This window comes from Alishewanella sp. HL-SH06 (assembly GCF_052656265.1).
Genome location: NZ_CP199752.1, coordinates 3,234,057 through 3,258,138 on the forward strand (window position 1 = coordinate 3,234,057; position 24,082 = coordinate 3,258,138).

A 24,082-nucleotide genomic window follows, 5' to 3' on the forward strand; every position below is an offset into this window, starting at 1 on the left:
TTAAAACAGATACCCGGCAGCTCGCAATGACTGCCGGGCTGCGAGTTCATCATCTTTTAATGTACTTACAACATCGGCGGGCTTTACCGCTTGTGTCGCCTTGGTAAACTGCCACATCACCATTGTATTATCAGCGCCAATAGTTTCGACATGCTTTAGATTATTGTCAAAGCACCAAACCGTGTTTTCATTTAGTAACGAAAACACTTCGGCTGGAGATATTTCCCACTGCCGAATATCCAATACTACTGCCCAAGGTTTTGCGCTAATTGGTAAAACTAATGAACGCATTTCACGAACGTACTGTTGCGCGATCGCTTTAGTCCAAAAACCGTTGGCGGTTACCCACAAGACTCGCTGCTCTATACGTAAGGAAAAGGCCGTATGTTTTGCCATGATAAGGCTCCTACTACTGTACTAATCTGGCGGAAACTTGCTACGAATGGCCATGGCTATGCTAACCTATCGACAATTTAGCTTAGCAACGAACCTACAGTGCAACTCAGAGATTACCAACAACAGGCCGTTAATGCCGCTATTAGCCATTTCCAACAACGTTCGGCCTCAGCGGTATTAGTATTACCAACTGGGGCAGGTAAAAGCATTGTGATTGCCGAGCTAGCTCGTCGTGCCAAAGGACGTGTTCTTATTTTAACGCATGTTAAAGAATTGGTAGCACAAAATGCAGAAAAAGTGGCCGTTTTAACCGCAAAAGCCAGTATTTATGCAGCAGGCCTGCAACAAAAAGATGCTAGCGCGAAAACGGTGGTTGCTAGTGTACAGTCTGCCGTACGTAATTTAGATGCCTTTGCCAGCGCTTTTTCATTAGTGATTATTGATGAGTGCCATCGCGTTAGCCTGAGCACCGACAGCCAATACCAACAACTATTAAGCCAACTGAAACAACACAATCCCGAGATAAAGTTGTTGGGACTTACCGCAACCCCATTTCGGTTGGGCAGTGGCTGGATCTATCGGCAACATTATCATGGCCGGGTCGGGAATACACTTAACCCCACGTTTGAATATTGTATTTTTGACTTGCCGCTAAGGCCCTTAATTAAACAAGGTTACCTAACAACGCCACGTTTATATGATGGCTTAAGTGCACAATACGATTTTAGCTCGCTAAAACCCAAAGCTGAAGGCGATTACACTGAAACAGAAGTGAACTCTATCTTAGGAAAAAGTGGTCGGGCAACCGCACTGATCATGCAACAATTAATCACTTTGGCGACGCAACGCCAAGGCATCATTGTTTTTGCGGCTACGGTAAAACATGCCAACGAAATTATGCAGTTACTCAGTCAGCAAAGCGCTGCCATCCTGACCGCGGAAACACCCATAGTTGAACGCGATCAATTGATTGATGCCTTTAAAAATCGACAAATCAAGTTTCTGGTAAATGTGGCGGTATTAACAACGGGCTTTGACGCCCCCCATGTTGATTTAATAGCTATTTTACGCCCAACCGCCTCTGTCAGTTTATTTCAACAAATGGTGGGCCGAGGTTTACGCATCGCCGCAGGCAAAACAGAATGTTTAATTATTGATTATGCCGCAAATGGTTATGATTTATTTAGCCCTGAAGTGGGGCAAGCAAAACCAAACAGTAGCTCGGTACCGGTGCAAGTACTCTGCCCTGAATGTGGCTTTGCTAATATTTTCTGGGGGTTAACCGACCAAGATGGCGACATTATTGAGCATTACGGCAGGCGTTGTCAGGGCTTAATCGAGGATACGGCTCAACAATGTCAGTATCGTTATCGGAGCCGCAATTGCCCAGAGTGTGGCGCCGAGAATGACATCGCCGCACGCAGCTGTCAGCAATGTGAGTCGGTGTTAGTTGATCCCGATAAACGATTACGCGAAGTGTTAAACCAGCAGCATCATCACCTTTTTCGCTGCCATAACATGCAGCTATCCGATGATAACGGCGATTTAAAGGTAAGTTATTACGATATCGAAGGTAACCCGTTTTATCGTTGGTTTAAGTTACAAAACCCGGCTCAACGCCGTGCGCTTTTCGCCTTGTTTATTAAACCGCACAGCAAAGCGCCCGGGACACCTTTACCCACCATTAAAACAGCCGCGCAACTGGTGGCTTTGGCTGAGCGGTTTCGGCCGCCGCAGCTGATATTATTACAAAAACAGAAACATAGCTGGCAGCATGTCGAAAGCTATTTTGATTACCAGGGGCGCTATCAGCAGTTCACTGAACAGTAACGCTCTTTTTCTTATTCTGTGGCATGGGCTTGCCGATCAAGCATTTTTTGCTGCAAGCGCTGAAACATAGCACTTAACAACACTAAACTTAACCCTAACCCCATAAATGATGCCGCACGGAATAAACCTTGCAGCTCATTTAAATCAAACACAAATACTTTAATGACCGCTGCACTGAGCAATAAGAACCCCACTTTACGCAGCATGCCCCAAACACGCCATTGCGCCAGCACAATTAGCCCCGCCGCCGTTAACACCAACACTAAAGAATAACTATAATGTTCTGCGTTACTGGTGGCTAAACCTAAGGTAATTTGTGACCCTTGCCAAAACTGCCGTACCGAACTCAGTAGGTACAACAGCAAACCGGCCGCAGCCACATAATAGCCAGTAGGTCGATAACGCTGCGGCAGCGGCATGTTAGCTAAACCCGCTGCACACAAGGCAGGCACGGCCCACAATATGAATAGCCAATTCAGTAGCGGCCACTGCCCTACGTCTTGTGCACTTAGCAAGGGGTTATAATTTACGTTCAAGGTCAGTTGCGTAAATAACACCAGTACCACTAAACAGCCTGCGGCAAAACGATATAAAGTTTGCATGCTCGCGGCCCGATAACTGCGCCACTGATAGACCCAAGCTAAAATAGACCAATTAGCGCTGTGTAACGCTAGACTGTAAAAATCTATAACAGAAAAATCAAGCGCCCCCGGATGCAACCCTAATTGCGTTTGCACCGTGACGAATAACGCCGTTAACTGCAAGCAAGCCCCTTCGAGCCAACCACGCAAGCTGCTATGCCGCCATAACCAGGTTGCAAGGCCAAAACTCGCTAACACCAGCGGATAGACGATCAATGACCAGTGCAAGCCCAGAATACTGACGCCTTCATAACTGCCCAACAATGGGGCTGAAGTAAGACGTAATAAGACAAAGGCGACCATCCCCTTGATCAGCCAAGACGGGACAGGAAAACGTTGTTTAACGCTTAATTGTGTAATGAAAACTAACTGTAACGCCATAGCTACCGTGAAAGCAGCTGCCGACAGGTATAAGCTAAAACACCAACTTAACGCGAGGTTAGCGCCAGCCGCATGAATAAAAGCCAACGCTTTACTTGCTGCCTGTTTCGCTAGAATACTTTGAAGGATCACTAACAATGCGCCGTATAGCATCCAACCTAATTGAATTAACGGTTGCAGTGTACTCGGCACTAATTGATAAGACACGGCCAGAAATAGTATCGGTGCGATGGCTAAAAAAGCCGCCCAATGTTGTCTTGCTGGCAGTAGCACGCTAACAAAGGCCGCAGGTATTGTCAGCAGCAACACCCATGACTGCCAATTAAAGAGTATGCCGTCCGTCCAGCTAAAGTTGTCAGCATTAAGTGCAGGCCCCAGTAATAGCCAAACCAATGCCAGCAACGCCGCCGCCCATAACCACAGCTCAGAGCGATTTTCACTCAAGGCTGCCGCATATAAAACACTGACTAACAACACACAAGACCACAGATGGCTGTAACTACTAAACTGCAGTTGCAGCACCACTGCAAAGGCTAGTAACACGACGCCAAGATAGTGTTCGCGCAATAGCGGCCACCATTGCCGCATCGGTAACACCGCGTTTTGCCAGCGTAACGGCCAGCCTAAGCGAGGTAAGGCAACCATCCCAATAAAGCTAAGTAATAAGGCAGCCCACAGCACGGTGATGTTGTTTGCGCCAGCTTGTGTAATTGCCAACAATAACCAGCCACAATGTGCCACAACCGTTATTAACCATAACCAAAAACGTTGTACCCTGCGTTCAACCAATAACGACGACGTTGTAATTAAGGCAATGTATAACAACAGTGCTAACCAATTATTGCCACCCGGTGACACTAAAATTGGTACTGCGTATCCTCCAACAATGCCGATCACTGCTAAGATAGGCCCTTGTCGTAAAGAAAACCAAGACGCGCAAAGCGCGACTAAAGCCAGTAAAGCAAACGCCAGTGTTGGGCTGATCAACTGATAAAAATGCTGAGCCATCAATAGCACCGCATACAAGGTCACAAAGCCTGCGCTAGCTAATGCCGCAGGAATGTAGTTTTCTAAAACCTGACTTAACTGTTTTTTCTGATGCAGCCACTCACTTACCACTAAGAGTAACAGGCCTAAACTAATACCACTAAACACGCGTAACTCTGGAGAAAACCAACCCGCGTCTAACGAATGCCGAACTAAAAAAATACCGCCAAATGCCAAAGCCACCCCACCCAACCAAACCATGCCCCGATCAATAAACTGCCGCTCTAACCAACTTAGCCATTGGCTTGCCTCTGCTTTGGGTTTAACCGGCTCTGTCGGCTCTGCATGTTGCTTACTGATAGCAACGAACGCTGCCGGAGAAACAGTTGTTGTTGCCGTGTTAGGCTCTACCATTTGTGCTGCTATGACGGTATCTGTTAGGGGGTTTGCTGGGGCAGCAGAAGATGGCAGTGAAGCGTCGACCTGAGAGGCATTAGCATTAACAGCAGCCCCCTCTGAGCGGGTATGTAGGTGTTTTGACTCTGCTTGCAATTGCTGTATACGCTGTTGCAGCACTCTCATTTGAGCTTCTAAGCCGCTAAGCCGAACTAAAGCGATAAAGCCACAAAAGGTGCCAACAATTACGGAAAGCACCAATATAACCGCCAACAATTCAAACATAGCTCAGACCATCAACACATTTTTACTTAGCATAAGGGAGTTTCGCCGAATTACCAATATATCATTACTAATGATACAATCTATTTACAGAAATATTCTATACTGAACAGTGAGCTAGCTTTTCATCGCTTACGTAATAATGAATGTTTTGTAACAAAAGGATTAGACTATGTTCGCAGGGATTGCGTTCTCTCAGACCAATGCGGCTTTTGCCGCAGGCCAACAACTTGCTCGTCAAGCTATTGCTCAAACTGGCCGTTCTTCTGCACAGCTTCTACTGCTGTTCTGCACAGCAAAAACTGATTATCAACGCTTATTAGATGGCGCCCGATTAGTCTGCGGCACAGATACCATCATCTTGGGAGGTTCAGCTGCAGGTATTATCAGCCACGATCAGATTATGATTGAAGGAGCTCCCGCTGCTGCATTAGCAATAGTATCGGATAACGACAATATTACATTTAGCCGTGCTTGCTCAGAGCTGATCGCCCAGAACCCGTTTTTAGCGGGGCAACAGTTAGGGGCGAAACTGCAACAAGTTGTATCACCTGCTCTCCTCCTGTTATTTTTTGATTCAGTGCGTTACGCCGGTAATTTGCAAAATCCAGCCATATTAAATGCTTCACGTCCAATACTTAAAGGCCTCTATAACACTTTACCCATAAAGGTCCCTATTGCAGGCGCCGGCTTACTCGCCGATCAAGAATTTAGCTCCACTAAATTGTTTTACGATGCACAAGTGCAAAGCCAGCTCGCGACCGCTTTACTGATCAGCGGCCATGTTAAACCCTATATCAGCAATATGCATGGGTGTTCACCGCTCAGTGCTGAGCGTTTTACCATTACCAAGATTTTTGAACAATTTCTGTATCAATTAAACGATGAGCCCGTTACCCAAGTTATCGATCGGGTAACCGGTAGCTCACATTGGCGTAAGCAAACACCGGTGACCGAACTAGCCTTAGGCTTTAATGGCGCAACTTCTTGCAAGCCAGATGACAGTTCTTCTTATGTTACACGCCTCATCAATGGCATACTGCCAAATGATGAAGGGATAATATTATTTGAACCAGATTTTCGTGAAGGCATGCAAATTCAGATTATGCAGCGCGATCCACAGCATATTGTTGCGCAAACCGCTAAACAAACTCGTGCCTTGCTCAAGCAAATCAAACAAGACCAACACACTCCTATTGTAGCCCTGTATTTTGATTGCGCTGGGCGCATAGCCACCCCGCAAGAAGCGCGCGAACTGCAGCAACAGTTAACCGCAGCAAAGATCCCTTTACTGGGTATTTACACCGGCGTTGAAATCGCGCCTATCGGTAATAAAAGCCGTAGCCTAGATTGGAGTGGTGTGCTCGTGATTTTAACCACGCCGAATTAAGGCGGGTAGACAGGTGAGTCACTTAGATGGAGCAGGCTAAGCACTTAATTTAAGCGTCTTTTCGCAGCTAAAGTACGTCTTTTTTGGTGGGTTGCAACGGCCATCGATGCAGCAGCCGACGAGGTAAAACACACTTTATAGCAGTTGACTTCAGGTCTTAGCAGTTATAATTTAACAACAGAGCGCGGGTGTAGTTCAATGGTAGAATGAGACCTTCCCAAGGTTTAGACACGGGTTCGATTCCCGCCACCCGCTCCACGCCTTGCTCACTGAGCGATATTTTTAACCAAGCCAGCCTGACTTTTCTACCCCTCGCTGCTAAACTGCGCATATTAATTACCATTTTTTAACATTAAATATGCAAACGCTATTTGAATTCTGCCATGACCAAGACCATTATCTGATCAAAGGAAATAACTTTGGTAAAGAGCAAGTCTGGCGCAATGGTGTTCTTGTCTCTGAAGGGCGAGCGTTATTAAGTCATAGCTACGATCACCGTTTTTTGTGCCCTAAACATGGCCCAGTGCGCTTGCACTTCAAGCTAGTCATACGAAATAACCAGGTGCATTACTGGCTAAAAACACCTGAAACATTATTGTGCGAAGGTGAAACGGTCGCTAGGCCACCTGCATGGCTGCACAAGTTAGAAAGCAAACTTTCATCCGCTGAAAAAGTATCCGCACAAGCTGAGCAAACGTCAGCGCTTAATGAGCAGATTGAAGTGCAACAATCAACCACCCCTTCTTTGCTAAAAAAAGGGTTTAAACCCTTTTTCGTTATCGGTTTAGTGTTAGTTAAGCTGTCAAAAAGTGCGGGAGCGATAAAGGCTGCGCTAGCCGGTACATCTCTTGCTGGCTGGGCTTGGCTATTTAATCTAGAATTTGCTGTAGGCTTAATTGCCGCATTAATTATTCACGAGTATGGCCATGTTTATGCGATGAAGCGCTCAGGCCTTAAGGTTAAAGGGGTCTATTTACTGCCCTTTGTTGGCGGCGTTGCGATCAGTGAACGCGCGACCAGTCGTTGGCAAGACTTTAAGATTGCCATTGCCGGCCCGGCTTTTGGTACCTTAGGTGCCGTCATCGCTTACGGGCTTTGGCTTGAAACGCAACATACCGCCTTAGCATCATTTGCTACCATCAGTTTATTACTTAACCTATTTAACTTATTGCCCATGGTGCCATTAGATGGGGGGCGCGTCATCCAGGTGGCTGTCTATAGCCGTAACGGAAAAGCAGCCAAACTAGCGTTATTATTTTTTACTGGCAGTTTGTCATTCGCCGCATGGTACTTTGGTTTTTATCTTTTAATGCTGTTTGGCCTACTCGGTACGCTGGATTTATGGTTTGAAGCAGATGAACAAGCAAAAAACGTTTTACCTATGAGTAATACAGGCATATTAATAACCATTGTCAGTTATCTATGTTTATTAGCTGTGTTACTGTGGCTATCAACCATCATGGCAGATAGCGGGATCCCAGGAACAAATTTACCCCTGATTTTTATTTCCAGCTAAATACCACAACCCTATCTGAAACGCGGTAAGACACGTTATCGCGTTTATTAAAAAATAATTAAATTAATTTGTCACAGCTGCTGAGGTTGATGCGACTTAGTTAGGTCATCACCACTAACTAAGGATTTATCATGAACGCACCACAGCACACAAACCAAAACGCTACCGACAGCATTGCCAAAAAAACTCAGCAAAACAAACCAAGCTTTTGGACCTACTTTGCCATTGTCCTAACCATTGTAGGTGGTGCGATAGCACCGCAAATCAAAGCGATTGAGCAACCGCAACCGAGGGTAAGTTTTACCGTTGAGGTGGTAGGACAAGGTAAACCGGTTTTAATCATTCCCGGTTTAATGTCGGACCGCCGTGTTTGGCAAAGCACAGTTAGCGCCTTGCAAGCCGATTTTCAATTACATCTGATTAGCTTAGCCGGTTTTGCTGGTACGCCTAGCACTTTGGATGGTAAGTTTTTACCCAAAGTGCAGCAAGAGCTGTTGGGTTATGTGACCGAGCAGCAACTGCAACAGCCAGCAGTGATTGGCCATAGCCTAGGCGCTTTTCTCGCTTTTTCACTGGCAAGTTCTGCTCCGAAGCAGATTGGCACAGTTATCGCGGTAGATGGTTTGCCTTATATCGCGCCGATTTTTAGCCGCAACTCAGCAACGCAAGTGGCCGACATGCAAGCACAAGCACAAGCACTGCAATTAAAAGCCTACTATCAACAACTTTCTAGCGCACAATTAAAAGCCGTTGCAACACAAGGCATCGCTATTCAGGCGAGGTCTGCAGAACATCAAAAATTAGTGCTGGACATGGCCGCGGCCTCGGATAGCCAGACAGTCGGCCAAGCTATGTATGAACTATTAACCACCGATTTACGACCGCAAGTGACAGCAATAACAAGCCAAGTCTACTTATTTGGCGCCAGTGGAGCGCTAGCACCGGATCAGCAAGTGCTGGCAGCTGCACTGTACCAACAACAAATTGAGTCTATTGCTAATGCAAAACTACTGATGAATACTGACAGTCGCCATTTTATCATGCTGGATGAACCCGATTGGTTTATCGCTCAGCTGCGTGTGGCATTAAAGGAGTAATGGCATGCACCATGCACAATTGAGCCCACAAAACACTCTAGAACAACAATTACAGCCTGATGTGATGGCCGCAATCGCAGGTGATATGCAGGCTTTTGGTCGATTAATTCAGCGCTGCCAAAACAGTGTCAGCAGCATTGCCTTAGCCATTGTGAAAGACTTGGATGCCAGTGAGGATATTTGCCAGCAAGTGTTTATTGCAGCTTGGCAGCAGCTGCGTAGCTTACAAAACACCACCAGTTTTTTGCCTTGGCTTCGTCAAATTACGCGCTACCGTGCTTATAGCTATTTGCGCGAACGGCAAGATCATCGTATAGAACGTGGTGAAAAAGCCGAAACCTTGCTCGCCGCTTTTGCTAGTGACACCTTTCCCGATGAAGAGTTACTTCGCGACGAGCAAGCCGATATTATCCGAGAGTTTTTAGCCGAACTACCGAATGAAAGTCGTGAAATTGTACTGCTGTTTTATCGGGAAGAGCAAAATAGCCAGCAGGTCGCGGCGTTACTAGGCATAACCGAAAATAGCGTACGTAAAAAGCTACAACGGGTACGTGAGTTGTTAAAAACACAGCTACTAAACCGTTACGGTAAGCTGATTTTAAGCACGGCGCCAAACATCGGCTTAACTAGCGCCATCATCAGTGCTTTACTGATCGGTAGCCCACCTGCAGCTGCCGCGACCGCAAGTGCCATGACAGCACACAGCAGCGGCTTAGCAAAGTTTGGCTGGCTATTGAGTGGAGCACTACTTGGCGCGTTCGGCGGCATGCTTGGTGTGGTGCTGGGCATGCGCGCGCCACTAAAAAACGCCGCCAGCGATAACGAGCGTAATCGCTTATTACGTTATCGCAATCAGGCTTTGGTTTGGGTTGGCCTCTCAGGCTTATTACTGGCTGCAGCATACGAATTTACCACCGGCGCCATAGCATTGCTGCTGGCCTTTGGCCTTTTTATGACCGGCGTGGCGTATTTACAAGTTCGAGTATGGCAAACGATTAAACCACGCTTGTTGGCAAAAGCAGCGCAGAGTAAAAAAACAAAACGGCAGTATCGCAACAATCTGTTCTGGTGCTGGTTTGGGATGCTTGGTGGAACAACTGCTGGTTTTGCCGGCTTAATTGCTGGCCTGATCAAAAATGGCCGCTGGTTTTTCGGTTAAACATGGCAGTCAGTTAGCCGTTAGAAACAAAAACGCCAGCGAAGATGCTGGCGTTTTTACGTTTGAGACAACAGGGTTGTCTCAAGTGAGTTGTCGCGTTATTACAAGTATTTCACGTCAACAATTTCAAATTCAACCACGCCTTTAGGCGTAGTGATATTCGCTACGTCATCAGCTACTTTGCCAATTAAACCACGTGCAATCGGTGAATTAACTGAAATCAGATTATTTTTTATATCCGCTTCATCATCACCCACAATACGGTAAGTCATCTCTTCTTCTGTTTCCAGATTAAGAATGGTTACCGTTGAACCGAAAATCACTTTACCCGTGTTAGGCAACTTAGTGACATCGATGATCTGCACATTGGATAATTTGCCTTCAATATCCTGAATACGCCCTTCAATAAAACCTTGCTGTTCGCGAGCCGCGTGATATTCGGCGTTTTCTTTTAAATCGCCGTGCGCACGTGCTTCAGCGATAGCTTGAATTACCGCAGGCCGTTTTACACTTTTTAACTCATTCAGTTCAATGCGCAGCGCTTCTGCGCCTTGCACTGTCATTGGAATTAAGCTCATCCGTTTACTCTCTTATGCAATTCCTGAATAGAATTTACGTTAGCAAAGGCACTGGCAGCATTCGCTTTGACAGTAGCAAAGGCGGCATTCAAGGTCGTAGTGTAGTTCGCTTTGTGCTGTAAGGCACCGCGACGCAGTACTTTAGAGTCTTCAATCGCCTGACGACCTTCAGTGGTGTTAACAATATAGCTATACTCGCCGTTTTTGATACGGTCAAGCATATGCGGCCGACCTTCAAATACCTTGTTAACAACTCGACATGGAATACCCGCATCCGCTAATGCTTTAGCTGTACCACCACTGGCATCTAACTCGAAACCCGATTCAACCATTAGTTTAGCCAGTTCAACGATGCGCACTTTATCGCTGTCACGTACAGAAAGCAAGGCACGGCCACCCGTTGGAATCAGCGTGCCACAGCCTAACTCAGCTTTAGCAAAGGCTTCGGCGAACGTATCGCCAATGCCCATCACTTCACCTGTTGAACGCATCTCAGGGCCAAGAATAGGATCGACACCTGGGAATTTGTTAAACGGGATCACCACTTCTTTCACTGAGAAAAACGGTGGAATAATTTCTTTGGTGATACCCTGCTCGGCTAACGACTTACCCGCCATACAGCGTGCACCCACTTTAGCAATAGCGACACCCGTTGCTTTAGAAACGAAAGGTACGGTACGTGCAGCTCGTGGGTTCACTTCAATTAAGTAAACTTCGTTATCTTTAACCGCAAACTGGGTATTCATTAAGCCGACTACGCCTAACTCTAACGCCAGCTTTTTCACTTGCTCGCGCATCACATCTTGAATGGCTTGCGATAAGCTGTGTGGTGGTAAGGTACAGGCAGAATCGCCCGAATGCACACCGGCTTGCTCGATGTGTTCCATAATGCCGCCGATAATCACTTCGCTACCATCACAAATGGCATCAATGTCGACTTCAATCGCATCATCTAAGAAGTTATCTAATAAGACTGGCGAGTCATTTGATACGCTTACCGCTTCGTTCATATAACGGCGTAAATCCTGCTCGTCATAAACGATTTCCATGGCGCGGCCACCTAGAACATAAGACGGACGAACCACCATCGGATAACCGATTTCTGGTGCTTTAGCGATCGCTTCATCAAAACTCGTTACCGTGACGTTTTTAGGCTGTTTTAAGCCTAAACGAGTGACGGCTTGTTGGAAGCGCTCACGGTCTTCAGCACGGTCTATCGCGTCTGGCGAAGTACCAATAATTGGCACTCCGTTAGCTTCTAAGGCACGGGCTAATTTCAATGGCGTTTGGCCACCGTATTGCACAATCACCCCTTTTGGCTGTTCTTTGCGTACGATTTCCAGCACGTCTTCCAAGGTGATAGATTCAAAATACAAACGATCTGAGGTGTCATAATCGGTTGAAACGGTTTCTGGGTTACAGTTGACCATAATGGTTTCGTAACCGTCTTCGCGTAACGCTAAAGCCGCATGCACACAACAGTAATCAAATTCGATACCTTGGCCGATACGGTTTGGCCCACCACCGATAATCATGATTTTCTCACGATCGGTAGGTGCCGATTCACACTCTTCATCATAGGTGCTGTACATATAAGCGGTGTTAGAGGCAAACTCCGCGGCACAGGTATCTACCCGCTTGTACACTGGGTGTAAACCGTAGCTATAACGTTTTTTGCGCACTTCGGTTTCACTCACACCTAAAACTTCAGCAATACGAGCGTCAGCAAAACCTTTGCGTTTTAAGCGAGATAAACGGGCTTCGTCTAAGGCGGCATAGCCATCAGTACCTAGAGCCAGTTCTTCTTTCACTAAGTCTTCAATTTGCACTAAGAACCAGTGGTCAATTTTGGTTAGATTGTAAATGTCATCTAAGGTCATACCAAAACGGAACGCATCGGCAATATACCAAATACGATGCGCGCCAGGCTCACGTAATTCGCGAATGATTTTTTCTTTCGCTTCTGGTGCACTGATATCAATGATCGGATCTAAGCCCGATACACCAATCTCTAAACCACGTAGCGCTTTTTGTAACGACTCTTGTTGGTTGCGACCAATCGCCATGACTTCACCAACCGATTTCATTTGGGTCGTTAAGCGATCGTTAGCACCAGCGAATTTTTCAAAGTTAAAACGTGGAATTTTAGTTACAACATAGTCGATACTTGGCTCGAATGAAGCTGGCGTAATCCCGCCCGTAATGTCGTTAGCCAATTCATCTAAGGTGTAACCGATAGCCAACTTGGCGGCAACTTTAGCAATAGGGAAACCGGTTGCTTTTGAAGCTAATGCCGACGAGCGCGATACCCGTGGGTTCATTTCAATAATGACCATACGGCCATCTGCCGGATTGATACCAAATTGTACGTTAGAACCACCCGTTTCTACGCCAATTTCACGCAATACCGCTAACGATGCATTACGCATAATTTGGTATTCTTTGTCGGTCAGTGTTTGCGCTGGCGCCACAGTGATCGAATCACCGGTATGCACACCCATAGGATCAAAGTTTTCGATGGCACAAACGATAATACAGTTATCGTTTTTGTCGCGTACCACTTCCATTTCGTATTCTTTCCAACCAATCAACGATTCGTCGATTAACAGCTCTTTGGTCGGAGACAGATCTAAACCACGGGTACAAATCTCTTCAAACTCTTCGCGGTTATAAGCAATACCACCGCCCGAGCCACCCATTGTGAACGATGGGCGAATAATACAAGGGAAACCGATATCATCGAGTACTTGATACGCTTCTTCCATGGAATGGGCAAAACCGGCACGTGGGCAGGCTAAACCAATTGAGCGCATCGCTTTATCAAAGCGATTTCTATCTTCCGCTTTATCGATGGCGTCAGCGGTAGCACCAATCATTTCCACGTTATATTTGGCCAGAACACCTTGGCGTTCTAACTCTAACGCGCAGTTCAATGCAGTTTGACCGCCCATCGTAGGCAGTACCGCACAAGGGCGTTCTTTTTCAATAATTTTTTCAACCACTTGCCAATGAATAGGCTCGATGTAGGTCGCATCAGCCATTTCTGGGTCAGTCATGATCGTCGCGGGGTTAGAGTTAACTAAAATAACTCGATAACCTTCTTCTTTTAAGGCTTTACAGGCTTGTGCGCCTGAATAGTCAAATTCACAGGCTTGGCCAATGACGATCGGGCCAGCGCCTAAAATCAGAATACTTTTTATATCGGTACGTTTTGGCATTGCGTCTCAGTCTCCGTAATTCGTGTCGGCTTAAGCCTGATGTTGTTGCATCAGCTTGATAAAATGGTCAAAAAGTTCAGAGGCTTCATGCGGGCCTGGGCTGGCCTCGGGATGACCTTGAAAACTAAATGCCGCTTTATCAGTACGGTGGATCCCTTGCAGGGTGCCGTCGAACAGCGATTTATGAGTAGCGCGTAAATTAGCCGGCAAGGTGGCTTCTTCAACCGCAAAACCATGGTTTTGCGCAGTAATTAACACGCGCTGAGTGTCTAAGTTTTGCACTGGGTGGTTAGCACCGTGGTGACCATGGCCCATTTTGACCGTTTTCGCACCACTGGCTAACGCCAACAGTTGATGACCTAAACAGATACCAAACACCGGAATGTCTGTTTCTAAAAAGGTTTTAATCGCCTCAATGGCGTAAGTGCAAGGTGCTGGATCGCCTGGACCATTCGAGAGAAAAATACCATCTGGGTTCAGCGCTAACACCTCAGCAGCCGGTGTTTGTGCCGGTACAACGGTGAGTTTACAACCACGATCCGCTAACATACGTAAAATGTTGCGTTTAACACCGAAATCGTAAGCAACCACATGAAACGGATGTTCAGTAATGGTTTTGTGGCCTTCACCTAAAGTCCAACTGCCTTCAGTCCATTGATAAGGGGCTTTAACGGTCACTTCTTTGGCTAAGTCCATCCCCGCTAAACCTGGGAAAGCCTTTGCTTGTTGCAAGGCAACCGCGGCATCCAGATTATCACCTGCCATGATGCAGCCATTTTGAGCGCCTTTTTCACGAAGGATGCGAGTCAGTTTGCGAGTATCGATGTCGGCGATGCCGAGAATGTTGTGATTTTTAAGGTATTGACTAAGCGAGAGTTGATTACGGAAATTACTGGCTAACAGCGGGAGGTCACGGATAATAAGGCCTTTGGCCCATACCTGTCCGGATTCCTCATCTTCCTCATTCGTTCCGGTGTTTCCTATATGAGGATAAGTTAGTGTTACAATTTGTTCTGCATAAGAGGGATCAGTTAATATTTCCTGATACCCGGTCATCGAGGTATTAAACACTACCTCACCAACAGAAACTCCTTCGGCGCCAATGGCTGTACCGTGAAATACGGTGCCGTCTTCCAGTACGAGCAGGGCGGACTTAGTCAAAATAACCTCCAAACAGCAAAAAACGGGTGAAAACCACAAACGTTTTACAACCCGTTTTGACCTAAAATTCTGATACCCGTATTTGCCTTCGCCTAATGATTTCAAAGAATCAGTCGCGAGCTAGATAATTTCTTTGCTTACAGGCAAACCTCGATATTTTAGGCTATCAGCGCGAAATTAGCCATGATTTTTTTGTTATTTTACAAAAACACAGCCTTTAACATTATTTTCAGCTAAATGCCGCAAAAGTTTAATCTAACTGCGGCAATCCGAGCACTTGTTGCATGGTATAAAGTCCTGGCTGTTTATTTTGCAACCACAAAGCAGCTCGCAGTGCGCCTTGCGCAAAGGTGTTTCGGCTGGAAGCTTTGTGGCTTATTTCCAGTCTTTCACCAATATCAGCGAATAGTGCAGTATGATCGCCAATAATGTCACCGCCTCTTACCGTAGCAAAACCAATAGTTTGCTGTGAGCGCTCACCAATCATGCCTTCGCGACCATACACCGCAACCTCGGCAAGATCGCGATCTAAACTTCGCGCAATGCTTGCCCCAATGGCCATTGCCGTACCCGAAGGAGAGTCTTTTTTAAAGCGATGATGCGCTTCAATAATTTCAATATCGGCTGTATTCCCCATCACCTTGGCGGCAGTTTGTGCTAAATGCAGCATTAAATTTACGCCGACACTCATATTAGGGGCCCAAACAATGGCGATATGCTGACTGGCTTGTTGGATTTGCGCATACTGCTGATCCGTTAAGCCGGTCACGCCAATGACCATGGCTTTACCTGCAGCCACAGCGAGTTGTAATTGCGCTAACATGGGTTCAGGCATAGTAAAGTCGATCCATACATCGGCTTTTGCTACAGCGTTTGCAGAAGTCGCTTCTATTGGCACCCCCACAGCACCACAACCGCTTAATTCGCCAGCGTCCAGGCCTAAGACCGCTGAGCCACTGCGTACCGTTGCTGCCGTTAAAGACAATTGTTGTTCTTTTGCGACACTGACCAGCGCCCGCCCCATACGGCCATTAGCGCCAAAAATACCGATTGTACTCATCACTTACTCTGCTGTTCATCTGAATATTGACTATTAGACCAAAAAACAGCGTCAGATAGAAGAAAGAAGTGTAGCCGCCTGAAATGAAAGACGGCTTTTATTTGAAATGGCTTACAGCGCAAGTTGCAGAATAAGGCGAGACACCTCGGGTGTAATATCTTGATGTTCGCCTAAGGCCAGCATGTTGTGCTGCACTAACTTGCTCACTAACTGCTCTATCGCTTCAGCTTGTATGCCATAATCGGCTAAACGCGTCGGTATCCCCATGCGCTCAAAGAAATACCGCGTATGACTAATGGCTTCATCAATTAAACGCTCTTCATCTTGATGCTGTAACTGCCAGACCCGCGTTGCATACTGCAACAGCTTTTCGCGCTTTTGACTGCGTTGCTGTTGCATTAAAGCCGGTAACACTATGGCTAAGGTTTGTGCATGATCCAGGCCGAACAAAGCAGTAATTTCATGGCCTATCATATGCGTTGCCCAGTCTTGCGGTACACCTTGGCCAATTAAACCATTTAACGCCATCGTTGCGGCCCACATGACATTGGCGCGCACAGCATAGTTTTGTGGATCAGACAGTGCTTTGGGCCCTTCAGCAATTAAAGTTAATAATAACCCTTCTGCAAAACGATCTTGCACCGGAGCATTCACCGGATACGTTAAATATTGCTCCATCACATGTACAAAGGCATCGACCACACCGTTTGCCACTTGTTTCGGCGGTAAACTGTACGTCACGGTAGGATCAAGAATGGCAAACTGTGGGTAAACCCAAGGGCTGGAAAACGCTAATTTTTGTTTGGTTTCATAACGCGTGACAACCGAATTACCATTACTTTCAGAACCGGTGGCCGGTAACGTTAAAACACAACCAATCGGCAGCGCTTGCTCAACGCTGGCGCCTTTTGCCAAAATATCCCAAGCATCACCTTCAAATAAAGCGGCGGCTGCAACAAATTTAGCGCCATCAATTACGCTACCCCCGCCCACCGCTAGAATGATGTCTATTTTCTCACGACGCGCAATATCGGTGGCGCGCATTAACGTTTCAAAATTAGGATTAGGCTCAACACCTGAGAACTCGATCACCTCTGCAGCCTGCAAAGCTGCGGTCACCTGCTGATAAACACCATTGGTTTTGATCGATCCACCACCATACAACAGCAACACTTTTTGCTCTGGTGTAATTAATTCTGCCAGTTGCTTTATCTGATCTTGGCCAAAAAGAATACGAGTACTATTTTGATAAGAAAAATTAAACATGTTGAACTCCGCTAATACCAAGATGATGTGCAGCAAAGTTAATGCGAGCGTTACTGCACAGATTCAAGGTTTAGCGGATAATAAGTGGGGTGAACAGTACCATGTTAATGAATATTTTTGAGTTTAAACTGATTTTTACGGATCATCAGTAAAACAAAGCCAGCAAAAATAAAGAACATTGCTGGTTCAGGTACTTGTTGATAAACGGTTTGACCACTGTTCAATAAAACAAAAGCCTCCTTTCCTAAAACACGATGTGCCGCAGTTGTCGGATGAATTTCATCCCAAAATAAGTATTGATTGGCGTTTGAACAGCTGCGCTCTGAAGGAAAAAAACTACCTGTAACAGAACGACATTCATCAGAAGTATTGGTAAACCCTTCGGATGCGGGATCATTGAGAAGATTACTAAAAATTGAATATACGTCGAGCATGTAAATATCAGCTGTGGAGCTTTTAGCTAAGTCAATCAACATATCATTTAGTAACGTATTCCATAATACTGAGACCTCAGTACCAGATGAGCTGTTACTTGTTTTAGCAAACTCAGGTATCAATCCTAGATTGGGTAAATTAGGCACTAATAATGTCATTGCGCCATTAACTAACATACCCGACAACATATCTTTGAATCTGTTAACCGCGCTGGTAACTGCCATGAACGGATTTGCCGAGCCCACTAATGCTCGCATATCGTTACCTCCCGCCCAAGCGATATAAAGAGCGTCAGCGTCAAATGGCGATGAACCCAGTCGATTAAGATATTGTTGGTATTGATTCAAAACACCCGTTGAAACACCGGTATCGTTATTGATTTGAGCGCCACCATAAGCAAAGTTATTGCCACCGGTAGTAGAGCGAGAAGTTGGAAGACCAAGATCGGTACTTAGATACTCATGCCAAAGTATCCCATTTGAAAATCTTCCATTAGGACCATAACCTGCTAAAGCGGCAACCGGCCCAAAAGTCCCCAGGGGTACTGTCGCACGTGTATTCCCTGTATCTGATAAGCTATCACCAAATATATATACATCTGAAAAAATGATAGCCGCATTTACCGGTGCAAAAACAAATATCAGCTGAAGTAAGATTAACTGCTTTATTTTTTTTAGATTGAGTAGAGTCATACCGAGTCCTTGCTAAATTATATTAATTATAAGCCCTAATAGGCGATCAAATAATAAGCAATTACCGTGCCCAGCGTAACATTTCCGTCGCATCACTTACATATCAAGCCATCCAGTTAACATTGAAAGCCTGCAAAATTTAAGAGAAGCCTAATTCTGTAAAGATTTTGGACACAAACCAACTTCTTTAACATGGAAAATGTTAATTATGTTGAATCATAACCTTTAAAGATCATTGCCTCGCAACTGCCTGACGTGCTGCTCTAACCCAGCAGCACTGACCTGTTCAGCTGCGACACTGGGGCCGACATGCAGCTGTACCCTTGACCAAAAACGACCTTTAATTTTAAATGCGCCTTTGCCATGGTGACTAAAAAACGACCCCCATAAACCTTGCAGCGCCATCGGCACCACAGGTACAGCTGACTCAGCAATAATCCGCTCAATACCAGGGCGAAAGCGATAAATTTCCCCGTCTTTGGTTAAGTGCCCTTCTGGGAAGATGCAAATAATATTGCCCTGGGCTAACTCACGCGCAATCGCGGCAAAGGCAGCCTCGTGCACCGCTTCATCTTTATGCTTACTGCAGATCGGAATAGTTTTTGCCGCTCGAAACAATAAATTTGCCACCGGGATCTTAAAAATACCCTGATCCATAACAAAGCGAACAGGTCGACGCACTGCACCCGCAATTAAAAGAGCATCAACATAACTCACATGATTAGCGACTAAGACGACAGGGCCCTCAGTTGGGATATGCTCTAAACCGCTTGCTTTAACGCGATACAGCGTGTGGCTTAATAAGTAAATAACAAAACGCAGCGCAAACTCCGGCACTTGGCTATAGACATAAGCAGCAACAACGGCGTTCATCAGCGCTAGGATTAAAAAATACTGCGGAATACTCAGCTCAAATACCGTTAAGAACACAATGCCGGCGATAGCACTTACCACCATAAACAGTGCGTTAAAAATGTTATTGGCCGCAATCATGCGTGCCCGCTCGGCAGGATTAGCGCGTTGCTGTAATAACGCATACAAGGGCACAATAAATAGCCCACCAAACATGCCGATTAAACTCAAATCGAGTAACACCCACCAGCCAAAACTGCTGCTTAAAAACGCCGGTAAGCTTAATAGCTCAGAAGACACTGTTGCCGGCGTACTAAAATATAAACTGATACCAAAACACGTTAAACCGATAGAGCCAATGGGCACGATACCCAGTTCGACACGCTTACCCGACAAGCGTTCGCACAACAACGAACCCATTCCGACACCCACTGAAAACGCCACCAGTAATGCGGTGACCACCGTGTTATCCCCCCCAAGAACGGTTTTGGTAAAATTTGGAAATTGCGTTAAATAGCTGGCACCTAAAAACCAAAACCAGCTAATGGCCATAATCGCCAAATATAAAGTGCGATTTTGATAGCTAATTCGCACCGTTGCTAAGGTTTGCTGCCACGGGGCAAAATGAAAGTGAGGCGCATTTTCTACCACCCCCACTTTAGGGATTTGCAAACTCACCAGGTAACCCGCCAGCGCAAAGAAAATCACCATTAAGCCAATCCAGGTATTCGCATTGTTAATACCCACCAATAAACCACCGACGACAGTACCGAGTAAAATGGCAATAAACGTGCCCATTTCTACCCAAGCATTCCCCCCTAGTAACTGTTTGTCCGTTAAAAGCTGCGGCAATATGGCGTATTTTACCGGCCCAAAAAATGCCGATTGCGCGCCCATTAAAAACAGCACACCCAATAAATACACATATTGCTCAAACATAAAGGCCAGTGCCGCCATACACATCAGCCCCACTTCTATGAGCTTTAAGCGCTGGATCAGCCGTGTTTTACATACACTGTCAGCCAAAGTACCGGCAGTCGCAGAGAACAATAAAAAAGGTAAGATAAATAAGCCTGCAGCCAAGTTCATACTGACATCAACACTCCAAGGCATGGCACTGGCAGCGCCGAAAGTGAGAAGCAGCATTAAGGCGTTTTTAAATACATTATCGTTAAACGCGCCCAAGGCTTGAGTAAAGAAAAAGGGGATAAATCGTTTAGATGATAGCTTTTGCTGCGGATCCATCACTGCTCCTTGCTAGACAATCTAGCCTTATAGTTTTTTATTCTGCATCGCTTGCGGTAAATACTTGGTTTTATTATCAAGAATACTTTACCTTAGCGGTGTAAACTCAAATGCACATAGCTGCAACCTAAATGGCCTGCAGCCAACGCGGCCGCATTGACAAGACGTCTGGCCATCTATATATTGCGCAGCCATTTTATGAGGTCGCTAAATTGAATACTGTTGCCACTGTTGGCGCGCGCCGTTCGCTGCTGCCATTACTGTTTTTTATTCTGCTGTTTCTCGGAAGCGGCTTGTATTTCCAAAGCCAAAACGTCGATTATGCGTTCTATCAATTGCCTGGGCATGTTGCCATTATTCCCGCGTTAATGTTAGCCATTTGGTTACATCGCGCGCCGTTAACCCAATCAATAGAGGTAATGGTTAAGGGGGCAGGTAATCATAATATTATTACGATGTGCTTAATCTATCTGCTTGCCGGTGCTTTTGCTAGTGTGGCAACAGCCACTGGCGGGGTTGATGCGGTGGTGAATGCCGGTCTTAGTGTGATCCCGGCACAATTTTTATTACCTGGTTTATTTATTATTGCAGCACTGGTTTCCACCGCGATGGGCACTTCGATGGGCACGATAGGCGCTTTAGCGCCAATTGCCGTTGGCTTAGCCAATCAAGCGGATTTAGAGCCGGCTTTGGTAGCCGGTGTGTTACTGAGCGGCGCCATGTTTGGCGATAACCTGTCAATTATCTCAGACACCACCATTGCCGCTACTCGCACGCAAGGTGCCAAGATGGCAGACAAATTTAAAGAGAACATTAAAATCGCTCTGCCAGCAGCGTTTTTCACCCTCATCGCTTTTAGTATAATGACCACCGCACCCACAGCCATTGTCAGCGAAACGGTAAATTGGACTGGCGTGCTTCCCTATGCCGCCATCTTATTTTTAGCCGTGATGGGGCTGAATGTGTTTGTGGTGCTACTGCTGGGTATTTTACTGGCTGCTTTGCAAGGGAGTATTTTTGCAGATTACGCGATTAGCGGTTTAGGTACCGATATTGCTACCGGCTTTGCCAACGTGCAGGAGATTTTCTTACTGGCGATGTTAGTTAGTGCGCTGAGTGAGTTCATCAAACAACAAGGTGGCTTACAGTGGATTTCATCACAAATACAGAAGCTAACCTCAAGTATTAAACTGGCCGGCAACAAAGCCCAGCAATTGGCCATCGCCGCTTTAGCCTTTATCAGTAACTTGTGTATTGCTAACAACACGGTGGCGATCGTATTAACGGGTGATGTGAGCCGCAATTTAGCAAAGCAGCACCAGATCACCCCGAAACGCAGCGCGAGCTTATTGGATATCTTTGCTTGTATCAGTCAGGGCTTGGTACCCTATGGTGCGCAGGCGTTGCTGTTAGGTGCGAGCTTTGGCATTTCACCGTGGCAGGTCATTACTTATAATTACTACTGTATGTTACTTTTCATCGTGGCACTTGGCGTAATCGTGTTGCGCCGCCCATCTCAAAGCAGCTAATGCTTTTTCGGGCTAAATTGATGCTTACCAAAAATGGCATCTCTTAGCCCGAAGAAACTTTTCATCGTTAAATGCCCGAGCAAAATGTGCAATGGCATTTTTAAAAAGTGTCCGCGGACAAAGGCAAAAAATACCGCAAGCTTTTGTTTCTTAGAGGTCGTTAACGGATGTTTGGGTAATAATGTGTAACCGAAAATAAAATCGAGCAAGCGCATGCGCCAAGCTTTCGGTTTTATTTGCTCAAGCTGTTGGCAAACCCATGCCGGAATATCTGTTTGTAAAATGTTATTGCAGTAACGTGTAGCCAACATCAATTCAAACATAAAGCCGGTCTCAACGCTTAGATTAATAATCTTTGTCCAGTCATCCTCGCTAAAATCTTCAAATAACAAATGCAGGTCGGTTAGATCACGAAAAGCGTTCTTAAAATCTTCGTTAAACAATAAATGAACCAAACTATGCAGGGTAATAGCAGGCAGATCTAGAACTGCATAGCCTTTTTCAGTAGTAATAATATGTCGATTAAACGCTTTGATATCTGGCGCACGACCAGATATTGGCGGTATTAAATTATGGTGTATGTCTATTACTGTCCCACGATTATGGTGGCGTATTGGCGGAATTTCATGCGTCCAATTACGATAATAATAATTATCATAATTACTTATAGCTTCGCCAAGGTATCCTGAAATAGCTAAACGCTGTTCTACCTCATTAATACTCAATTTAGGAACTAAAATATCTATGTCACTAAAAGTTCTGCCAAGGCCTACCGTTAAATTTGACTGCAATGCATAGGCCGTACCTTTCAAAAAAACAGGAATAACTTTAACAGTCGCCAGAAAAGTTACTAGCTCGCGCGCTTCTGCATCAATTTGTCGATACTGCTTGCTTGCTATAATTTCGGCATTTCGCATGTGGCGCTGCGTATACTCTGGTAATGAAGAAAACACTCCTGCCTGTTTATACCTTAAGCTATACCGAGCAAGCAATTGTTGATTGCGTAATACTCTAACAAGAGGCTCCCACTGATCAGCCGTTAGTGTTCTAGCAAACTCAGGCTCAAAAAAGCAGCGACATAACAACTTATTAATACACAATTTAAAGTAGTTCCTGCTCTAAAAATTTCGCGACTTCATTAACATTATTATAGAAGATTTCAAAACCTGGCACTTGCTCTATTATCGCGGTAAGTGTTTCAAATCCTTCATTACCAATCACACCATAGTTAAAAGCATTCTCTGCTAACTGCATAAAACTTTGAGTTTGATTTAACTGATAAATATCGAGCACTTTTGCTGGTGTGTAATGAGGGAAAACAACGCCTACAACTTCAGCAGGAATATTAGCTGCTTGCCAGCTTTCTAATGGTGGAGATAAGTGAATAACATCACCTTTATGTGTATCAGTTGCGACTGAGGAAAATACTGCATTAGGGAACCACTCTTTAGCCAAATTAATAGAGCGATTCTTTAAGCAAATTGGCCGCACAAATGGTTGTACCGTTTTGGTTCGAGGAATAATCAGCGCCATTTCATCAGATAGTAAGCGCCAGCCATTAAAAGCTAGATAGGCGGTTAAAGTGCTCTTACCTGATCCAGGTGGGGCAGGAAATAAAATAGCCTTATTATCTTTTGCTAACACCGCAGAGTGAATAATTACATACTGCATTTCATGAGTTGCAACACACCAATTCATGCCCCACTCTAACATAGCATAAGCTTGCTGCAATCGCAGTGGTTGAAAAGGCTCTTGTTGATCAGAGAAAAAACGCGCTTGCGGCTTAATAAAACGACGAATACCACCGCTACGTTCAGCACGAACAATAAAATCAGTTAACTGATTTGTTTTTTTAAATTGCTGACCGTAAATATTGCTAAGATTTTCTAAAACCAATGGAATGTTGGTTTGGACTTCAAAACAAAATGGAGGAATAACGAGCTTGTTTAATGGGCCCATAAAATTATCAAA

17 protein-coding genes and 1 tRNA gene are annotated in these 24,082 nt (G+C 45.5%); 7 read left to right on the forward strand and 11 right to left on the reverse strand.

What is annotated here, in order from left to right:
- Window positions 1–396, reverse strand: coding sequence for a hypothetical protein (locus tag ACUJFK_RS15000; RefSeq protein WP_445425342.1), 396 nt, complete (start codon window positions 394–396; stop codon window positions 1–3).
- Window positions 397–495: 99 nt separating this feature from the next.
- Between ACUJFK_RS15000 and ACUJFK_RS15005 the strand changes: the two genes are divergently transcribed.
- Entirely contained in the window at window positions 496–2,226 is a 1,731-nt protein-coding gene (locus ACUJFK_RS15005) for a DEAD/DEAH box helicase family protein (protein ID WP_445425343.1), read from the forward strand.
- A gap of 11 nt (window positions 2,227–2,237) precedes the next feature.
- Here ACUJFK_RS15005 and ACUJFK_RS15010 read toward each other — a convergent pair whose 3' ends face one another.
- Complete coding sequence (locus tag ACUJFK_RS15010) at window positions 2,238–4,916, reverse strand: DUF2339 domain-containing protein (protein WP_445425344.1); 2,679 nt, start codon at window positions 4,914–4,916, stop codon at window positions 2,238–2,240.
- Between the two features lie 169 nt (window positions 4,917–5,085).
- Here ACUJFK_RS15010 and ACUJFK_RS15015 point away from each other — a divergent pair, with 169 nt between their 5' ends.
- The 5 genes from ACUJFK_RS15015 to ACUJFK_RS15035 all read left to right on the forward strand — a co-directional run bounded on the left by ACUJFK_RS15015 (window position 5,086) and on the right by ACUJFK_RS15035 (window position 10,075).
- Window positions 5,086–6,303, forward strand: coding sequence for an FIST signal transduction protein (locus tag ACUJFK_RS15015; protein ID WP_445425345.1), 1,218 nt, complete (start codon window positions 5,086–5,088; stop codon window positions 6,301–6,303).
- Window positions 6,304–6,487: 184 nt separating this feature from the next.
- Window positions 6,488–6,561, forward strand: a tRNA-Gly gene (locus ACUJFK_RS15020).
- Window positions 6,562–6,661: 100 nt separating this feature from the next.
- Window positions 6,662–7,819, forward strand: a complete 1,158-nt coding sequence (locus ACUJFK_RS15025) for a metalloprotease (protein WP_445425346.1) — start codon at window positions 6,662–6,664, stop codon at window positions 7,817–7,819.
- Window positions 7,820–7,950: 131 nt separating this feature from the next.
- Complete coding sequence (locus tag ACUJFK_RS15030) at window positions 7,951–8,916, forward strand: alpha/beta fold hydrolase (protein WP_445425347.1); 966 nt, start codon at window positions 7,951–7,953, stop codon at window positions 8,914–8,916.
- Between the two features lie 4 nt (window positions 8,917–8,920).
- The gene (locus ACUJFK_RS15035; RefSeq protein ID WP_445425348.1) at window positions 8,921–10,075 is read left to right on the forward strand and encodes an RNA polymerase sigma factor; all 1,155 of its coding nucleotides are present in this window, start codon (window positions 8,921–8,923) and stop codon (window positions 10,073–10,075) included.
- A 101-nt stretch (window positions 10,076–10,176) separates the two neighbouring features.
- On the opposite strand, the gene greA is transcribed toward ACUJFK_RS15035, so the two are convergent.
- The 7 genes from greA to ACUJFK_RS15070 all read right to left on the reverse strand — a co-directional run bounded on the left by greA (window position 10,177) and on the right by ACUJFK_RS15070 (window position 20,582).
- Window positions 10,177–10,653 carry a transcription elongation factor GreA gene (gene greA / locus ACUJFK_RS15040; protein ID WP_226751199.1) on the reverse strand — a complete coding sequence of 159 codons (477 nt, stop codon included), beginning with the start codon at window positions 10,651–10,653 and terminating at the stop codon, window positions 10,177–10,179.
- The gene (carB, locus tag ACUJFK_RS15045) at window positions 10,650–13,871 is read right to left on the reverse strand and encodes a carbamoyl-phosphate synthase large subunit (RefSeq protein ID WP_445425349.1); all 3,222 of its coding nucleotides are present in this window, start codon (window positions 13,869–13,871) and stop codon (window positions 10,650–10,652) included. Before carB ends, greA begins: the two co-directional genes overlap by 4 nt.
- A 30-nt stretch (window positions 13,872–13,901) precedes the next feature.
- Entirely contained in the window at window positions 13,902–15,032 is a 1,131-nt protein-coding gene (carA, locus tag ACUJFK_RS15050) for a glutamine-hydrolyzing carbamoyl-phosphate synthase small subunit (protein ID WP_306177617.1), read from the reverse strand.
- Window positions 15,033–15,282: 250 nt separating this feature from the next.
- The gene (gene dapB / locus ACUJFK_RS15055) at window positions 15,283–16,092 is read right to left on the reverse strand and encodes a 4-hydroxy-tetrahydrodipicolinate reductase (protein WP_445425350.1); all 810 of its coding nucleotides are present in this window, start codon (window positions 16,090–16,092) and stop codon (window positions 15,283–15,285) included.
- A 111-nt stretch (window positions 16,093–16,203) separates the two neighbouring features.
- Window positions 16,204–17,358, reverse strand: a complete 1,155-nt coding sequence (locus ACUJFK_RS15060) for an iron-containing alcohol dehydrogenase (protein WP_445425351.1) — start codon at window positions 17,356–17,358, stop codon at window positions 16,204–16,206.
- Window positions 17,359–17,462: 104 nt separating this feature from the next.
- Entirely contained in the window at window positions 17,463–18,485 is a 1,023-nt protein-coding gene (locus tag ACUJFK_RS15065; protein ID WP_445425352.1) for an SGNH/GDSL hydrolase family protein, read from the reverse strand.
- A gap of 225 nt (window positions 18,486–18,710) precedes the next feature.
- Window positions 18,711–20,582, reverse strand: a complete 1,872-nt coding sequence (locus tag ACUJFK_RS15070) for an MFS transporter (protein ID WP_445425353.1) — start codon at window positions 20,580–20,582, stop codon at window positions 18,711–18,713.
- Between the two features lie 131 nt (window positions 20,583–20,713).
- Here ACUJFK_RS15070 and ACUJFK_RS15075 point away from each other — a divergent pair, with 131 nt between their 5' ends.
- Complete coding sequence (locus ACUJFK_RS15075) at window positions 20,714–22,111, forward strand: Na+/H+ antiporter NhaC family protein (RefSeq protein ID WP_445425354.1); 1,398 nt, start codon at window positions 20,714–20,716, stop codon at window positions 22,109–22,111.
- Here ACUJFK_RS15075 and ACUJFK_RS15080 read toward each other — a convergent pair.
- Together ACUJFK_RS15080 and ACUJFK_RS15085 are read right to left on the reverse strand one after the other, a co-directional pair.
- Window positions 22,108–23,211, reverse strand: a complete 1,104-nt coding sequence (locus ACUJFK_RS15080; RefSeq protein ID WP_445425355.1) for a nucleotidyltransferase family protein — start codon at window positions 23,209–23,211, stop codon at window positions 22,108–22,110. The two genes, ACUJFK_RS15075 and ACUJFK_RS15080, sit on opposite strands and share 4 nt — an antisense overlap.
- A gap of 1 nt (window position 23,212) precedes the next feature.
- Entirely contained in the window at window positions 23,213–24,070 is an 858-nt protein-coding gene (locus ACUJFK_RS15085) for an HprK-related kinase A (protein WP_445425356.1), read from the reverse strand.
- Between the last annotated feature and the right edge of the window lie 12 nt (window positions 24,071–24,082).